Raw genomic sequence first — 5,411 nt, 5'->3', positions numbered from 1 at the left:
CCGTCCCGCACCCCGACCAGCCGCTGACCACCGGTCACCGGCCGTCACCCCATGCCCGGAACCGTCACACGACGTGAACCCGCTGAATGTTTACGTCAATTTGTTCGACCGCGACGGTTTTCTCGATGATCTGATGGTAAGTCAGGCAGTCTTCTGCAATGCGGGGTTCAACCTCATCTCGGAAGCGTTCGCTTTGGGGAAACCGTGCTACCTGGTACCACTTCCGACCTACGACCAGCAGTGGTGCGCCCACACTGTGGACGTCCGGGGCTTCGGGGTCGGGGCGACTGTCATAGACCGGGATCGTGTGGCGGGCTTCCTGGAACGACGTGCCGAGTACACAGCTCGGATTGACGACGAGCTAGCGCAGTTCCTCGCAGACGATCCCGTGGAACGAATCGCCACACATGTGGAGGGCCTCGGATCCGGTCGACGAGCGCTCCCCGCGGGGCAGTAGGCATGCCGATGCCCACCCACGCCGACGTCGCCCTTACGGCGACTCTGGCAACCTCTCTGATCTGTTATCGCTTCGGGGTCTCCCCCTTGGTCCGCGCGCTCAGCCGTGCGAGGAGTCAGCCAAGGGTATTTACGGTCGCGCGCAACACCGCTGCGCTCGCCTTCATCGGACTACCAGTCGTCGTCGAACCGGCAGAAGGCATGAGCGATGCCGGTCCACTGAACCTCGCGGTCCTGGCCATGGTCGTGTTATTGACCTGGCGCTGGGGGACGCTGGACTACGACGTGACGCAACCTCACCGCCGTCAGCGCCTTGCACGAACCGCGTTGGTTGCAAGTGCTGTCGCCAGCATCTTCTACCTCCCCGCACTGCTGGTCTGGCTGGCCCTCGCGTGCCGCTACTTCGACGGGTGGCAACACCACGCGATGATGCCAATTCGTCTCGTGAAAGCCTCCCTCGCGTGGTGCGCGGCTGGGCTTGTGCTCGGCTCAGTTCGGAACTTCGCCCCGGACACAGCGGATGCCGCGCCCGACGCCATCGTGATGCTGCTCGGCTGCGTTGCCCTGTCGCACTACGTCAAGCCAGCGTGGAGCAAGGTCAGGTTGGGTCAACGGTGGTGGGACTGGGCGTGGCACAACCGCACGCACTACCTGGTCGCGTCGGCGTATGCGTGGGGCTGGGCGCGGTTCGTGCCCGCGTGCCATGCCCGACGCGTACTGGCCGTGCTGGCACGGCTCGACCGCCCGATGAATGCCGCGACGATACTCGTCGAGGCTGTCGGGCTGATCGCCTTCCTTGACCTGCGGCTGCTGATCGCGTGCCTGGTGGCCACCGCTGTGTTCAACCTCGTCATCACGCTGGCGTCCGGCATCTTCTTTTGGGAGAACATCGCAGCGAGTCTCATTCTGGCGACCGCCCTGCTCCACACGGACTTGCCCGGGACGTCGCTCTTCGGCGCGACGGGTGCTGCGACAGCTGTTGTGATCATGATCCTGGCCTGCGCCGACCTGCTCTGGCAGCCATTCCACCTCGGGTGGCGGGATGCCCCTTTCACCGCCCGAGTGCACTGGGAGGTCGAAGGGACGAACGGCCGCTGCTACGGCCTCTACAACGACTTCATGTGCCCCTACGAGCGTGAGTACGGGCGTGTTCACGGGTACTTCCTCACGGCCGAGCCCATCCTGCACGGTCACCTCGGCATCGTCTGGGACCGCGCCTTGCGGGACGACATCGTCGCTGCTGCCGGAGACGCCGCAACTATGCGAGAGATCAAGCACCAGTACGGCCAGGTGCAGGCAGATGCGGAGCAGGCCGCCGACCACATCCGCTACCTGACGTCGATGTTTGTCGAGCTGAACCACGGAGCACGCAAGAGCCCGCTACCACGCTGTTTGCGTCGGCTCAAGGCTCCTGGCGGCCAGCTCTTCCACTGGGGCGATCTGCCTCGCTACCGAGGCCAGGTGCCCGTCCGTCGCGTCGTGATCCGCTACCAAGAACGCTTCTATCAACCAAATACGCACGGGCTCGGTGTGCTTGCCGACGTCGTGCTTCACGAGTTGGATATCCCCACCGCCACCGCCACCGCTACCAGCCAGGAGAGAAGAGCATCATGAGCCAAGCCCTCATCGATTGCGGCGCCAACCTAGGCGAAGTCCTGCGGACCTTCATCGGCCAGTTCCCGGACCGCGACTTCTACGCCTTCGAACCGAACGCTGACCTGCACACGTCGATCCAGGCCCAGGTGAAGGAATCAGGCCACCCGCGGGTGAGCGTGTCCGACCGGGCGGTGTGGACGCACGACGGCACGGTCGATCTGTTCCTCGGCCACCACGAGAGCTCGACACTCCTGCCGGGCAAGTGGGTACCCCCGGTCTACGATCAACAGATCGACTACACCCGCCCGGTCACCGTCCCCTGCCTGGACTTCAGCACTTGGCTCGGGCAAACCTTCGCCGCCGGTGACGACGTCATCGTCAAGATGGACATCGAGGGCGCGGAGTACCCAGTCCTGCGCAAGATGCTTGCGGACGACAGCTTGCGTCTCGTCTCCACGCTCTACATCGAGTGGCACTACAACCGCTTCTCGTGGATGACACGCGACGAGCACGAGGAGCTCTACGCCTCGGTATCCGCGCAGACCGACGTCCGGGAATGGGATTGATCTCGCCCCAGGGACACCGTGAATGGCACAGAGACATCTACCTCGTCCGACACGGCGAAACCGAGGAGAACCGACTCGGCCTACACCAAGGCCAGGGCATCGGCGGCCAACTCAGTGCTCAAGGCGCCAAGGACGTACACGAACTGGGCCGACGTCTGACCGGCATCGCATTCGACAGCCTGAACATCAGCCCGGCAGCACGCTGCCAGGCAACCGCTGCCATCCTTCGCGACCACCTATCGATCCCGGTCGTCAGGACCGACAGTCGCCTCAACGCGAAAAACAGCGGTCATCTCGCGGGACGCCCCCGCGAACTCGCGATCACAGAAGCAGCCGGAGCGGGAGTGCCGATCCACCGGTACCGATCCCCCGGAGGGGAAACGAGCGAGGAGGTCCAGGCCCGCTACATCGCCTTGTGGCATGCGGCATGCCACGGGACCGTGCGGCGCGTCTTGTTGGTCGGTCACGGAGGCGGAATCTCCTGCCTACTCCTGCATCTCACACAGCGACCGTTTTCGGACTACCTCGACCATGTGCCAGGCTCGGCAGCGCTGACTTTGGTCCGGGTACCGGAAACCAAGGCGCGCGGCGAGATCGTTCTGATGAACGTCCTGCCGCGCGACCTGGGCAACGATCTGTCGGTGTAGGTGAACCGCAGGTGCGGGTCGGTTTGGCGGCCTGCCCGCACCTGCGATTCAGTCTTGGGAGGGCACGCCGAAGCGCTCACGCCAGATAGCGACATCCTCGTCGGCAATCTTACGGAACAGGACTCCGGGAACCTCAAACGAGGTGCCTGCGACGACCCTGTCGAGCATCCGCAGCTCGTCGAGGACCGGCCACGCGCGTCGCGCGTCGTCGTCCAGGTCGAAGATGCCCTGGATGGTCGCGGCGCTGGCCGGAATCACCGGCTCGGAGATGACGCCGAACAGGTGGATCAGGTTCATGGCGGTCCGGAGCGTGAGCGCGGCGGCCTCCGGGTCGGTCTTGACCTGGGTCCACGGCGCCTTGAGCTCCAGGTAGACATTTGCCGCGCTCCACAGGGCCCGCAAAGCCTGGGCGGCCTTGCGGTACTGTTTGGCTTCCAGATGCTCCTGGTACTCGGTCAGCAGTTCGACCACCTGGGCGCCCAAGTTGGCCTCGGCCTGACCGGTCGTACCACCGGCTGGAACCTGGCCGCCGAACTTCTTGTTGCTGAAGGTCAGTACCCGGTTGACGAAGTTGCCGAGTGTGTCGGCGAGGTCCTTGTTGACCTGGGCGGAGAACAACTCCCACGAGAAACTGGTGTCATCCGACTCGGGTGCGTTGGCAATGAGGAAGTACCGCCAGTAGTCCGCCGGGAGGATCTCCAGTGCGGCGTCCATGAAGATGCCGTAGCGGCGACTGGTCGAGAACTTGTCACCGTAGTAGTTGAGCCAGTTGAAACCCTTGATGAAGTCGGCGAGCTTCCAGGGCTCATCCGTGCCCATGATCGTGGCCGGGAACATGATGGTGTGGAACGGGATGTTGTCCTTGGCCATGAACTGGACGTACTGCACGTCCGAGGCGTCCCGCCACCACGACTCCCAATCCCGCTCGCCTTCGGGCGCCTGGTCGGCCCACTCTTTGGTGGCGGCGATGTACTCGATCGGCGCGTCGAACCAGACGTAGTAGACCTTGTCCTCGAAGCCCTCGCGATCCACCGGGACGCCCCAGGAGAGGTCACGGGTGATGCCGCGGTCTTCCAGACCCTCGTTCAGCCACTTCAGGGCGATCGAGGTGGTCAGCGTCGGCCAGCCCTCACGGCTCTCGATCCACTCCCGCAGTCGTGGCGCCAGTTGCGACTGGCGGAAGAACAGGTGCTTGCTGTCGCGGACTTCGAGATCGTGGCTGCCGCTGATCGCCGAGCGCGGTTCGATGAGATCCGTGGGGTCGAGCAGGCGGGTGCAGTTCTCGCACTGGTCCCCGCGCGCCGCTTCATAGCCGCAGTGGGGGCAGGTGCCGATCACATAGCGGTCGGGCAGGAAGCGCCCGTCCTCACGCGAGTACACCTGCTTGACCACGCGCTCCTCGATCAACCCCTGCTCGGCGAGCTGCCTGCCGAAGTGCTGCGTGAGCTCACGGTTCTGCGCGGAGGAGCTGCGCCCGAAGTGGTCGAAGGAGAGCTGGAACCCGGCGTAGATCTGCGCCTGGAGGTCATGCTGCTGCGCGCAGAACTCCGCGACGGAGAGGCCGGCTTCCTTGGCCGCAAGTTCGGCGGGCGTGCCGTGTTCGTCCGTCGCGCAGACGTACATGACTTCGTGTCCGCGCTGGCGCAGGTACCGGGCGTATACGTCCGCGGGCAACATGGAGCCGACGAGATTGCCGAGGTGCTTGATCCCATTGATGTACGGGAGGGCGCTCGTGATGAGGTATCTCGCCATGCGTTGCACTACTCCATGAAGAGGTTGCGGGCCGTCCGTGGGCCCACAAGCGCTTGCGGTGACTACAACGAGGGCCAGCGGTAACAGAAAGCTAGCATAGCGTCGAGTTCCGGCCGGTTGAATATTGAGCGCCACCGAATCGGCACATAGCGGGCGGCGTTTTTGCGGATTGGCCTCGCTGAACACATCGTACGGGCCGCTGTAGCGTGCGTGTGTGGTCCACCCCGCCGCCGCTGGTGCGACTGAAGCCTCCCGTCAGACCGTGCGCACGGGCCGCACTGCGCTTGATGACCCCACACCATGGGCTGAGCGGGTGAGGTCGGCGGGAATCGCGGCGTGTCGATGTCAAGTAATACACATGTCGGACAACGGTATATACCAGCGGTTCCGGTGA

The 5,411-nt window shown here is 64.4% G+C and carries 5 protein-coding genes; 4 read left to right on the top strand and 1 reads right to left on the bottom strand.

Going from position 1 to position 5,411, the window contains the following annotated elements; genetic code table 11:
• Positions 1-73: 73 nt before the first annotated feature.
• Genes AC0Z36_RS29105 through AC0Z36_RS29090 form a run of 4 tightly spaced genes read left to right on the top strand, consistent with a single transcriptional unit; the run spans position 74 to position 3,265 of the window.
• Entirely contained in the window at positions 74-457 is a 384-nt protein-coding gene (locus tag AC0Z36_RS29105) for a glycosyltransferase family protein (RefSeq protein ID WP_485466076.1), read from the top strand.
• 2 nt (positions 458-459) lie between these two features.
• On the top strand, positions 460-2,070 hold the full coding sequence (locus tag AC0Z36_RS29100) for a hypothetical protein (RefSeq protein WP_485466075.1): 1,611 nt from the start codon (positions 460-462) through the stop codon (positions 2,068-2,070).
• Positions 2,067-2,618, top strand: a complete 552-nt coding sequence (locus tag AC0Z36_RS29095; protein ID WP_485466074.1) for an FkbM family methyltransferase — start codon at positions 2,067-2,069, stop codon at positions 2,616-2,618. Before AC0Z36_RS29100 ends, AC0Z36_RS29095 begins: the two co-directional genes overlap by 4 nt.
• Positions 2,609-3,265, top strand: coding sequence for a histidine phosphatase family protein (locus tag AC0Z36_RS29090; RefSeq protein WP_485466073.1), 657 nt, complete (start codon positions 2,609-2,611; stop codon positions 3,263-3,265). Before AC0Z36_RS29095 ends, AC0Z36_RS29090 begins: the two co-directional genes overlap by 10 nt.
• 48 nt (positions 3,266-3,313) lie before the next feature.
• Here AC0Z36_RS29090 and metG read toward each other — a convergent pair whose 3' ends face one another.
• On the bottom strand, positions 3,314-5,017 hold the full coding sequence (gene metG, locus AC0Z36_RS29085) for a methionine--tRNA ligase (RefSeq protein ID WP_485466072.1): 1,704 nt from the start codon (positions 5,015-5,017) through the stop codon (positions 3,314-3,316).
• Positions 5,018-5,411 lie beyond the last annotated feature (394 nt).

The organism is Kitasatospora sp. UYEF31, assembly GCF_057291755.1.
Note: the sequence above shows the minus strand (reverse complement) of the source record. Positions and strands in the feature narration are given on the sequence as shown.

Bases quoted from the DNA above. Each gene is read 5' to 3' on its own strand.
- AC0Z36_RS29100 (WP_485466075.1), top strand. From the start codon at position 460: ATGCCGATGCCCACCCACGCCGACGTCGCCCTTACGGCGACTCTGGCA.
- AC0Z36_RS29095 (WP_485466074.1), top strand. From the start codon at position 2,067: ATGAGCCAAGCCCTCATCGATTGCGGCGCCAACCTAGGCGAAGTCCTG.
- AC0Z36_RS29090 (WP_485466073.1), top strand. From the start codon at position 2,609: ATGGGATTGATCTCGCCCCAGGGACACCGTGAATGGCACAGAGACATC.
- metG (WP_485466072.1), bottom strand. From the start codon at position 5,017: ATGGCGAGATACCTCATCACGAGCGCCCTCCCGTACATCAATGGGATC.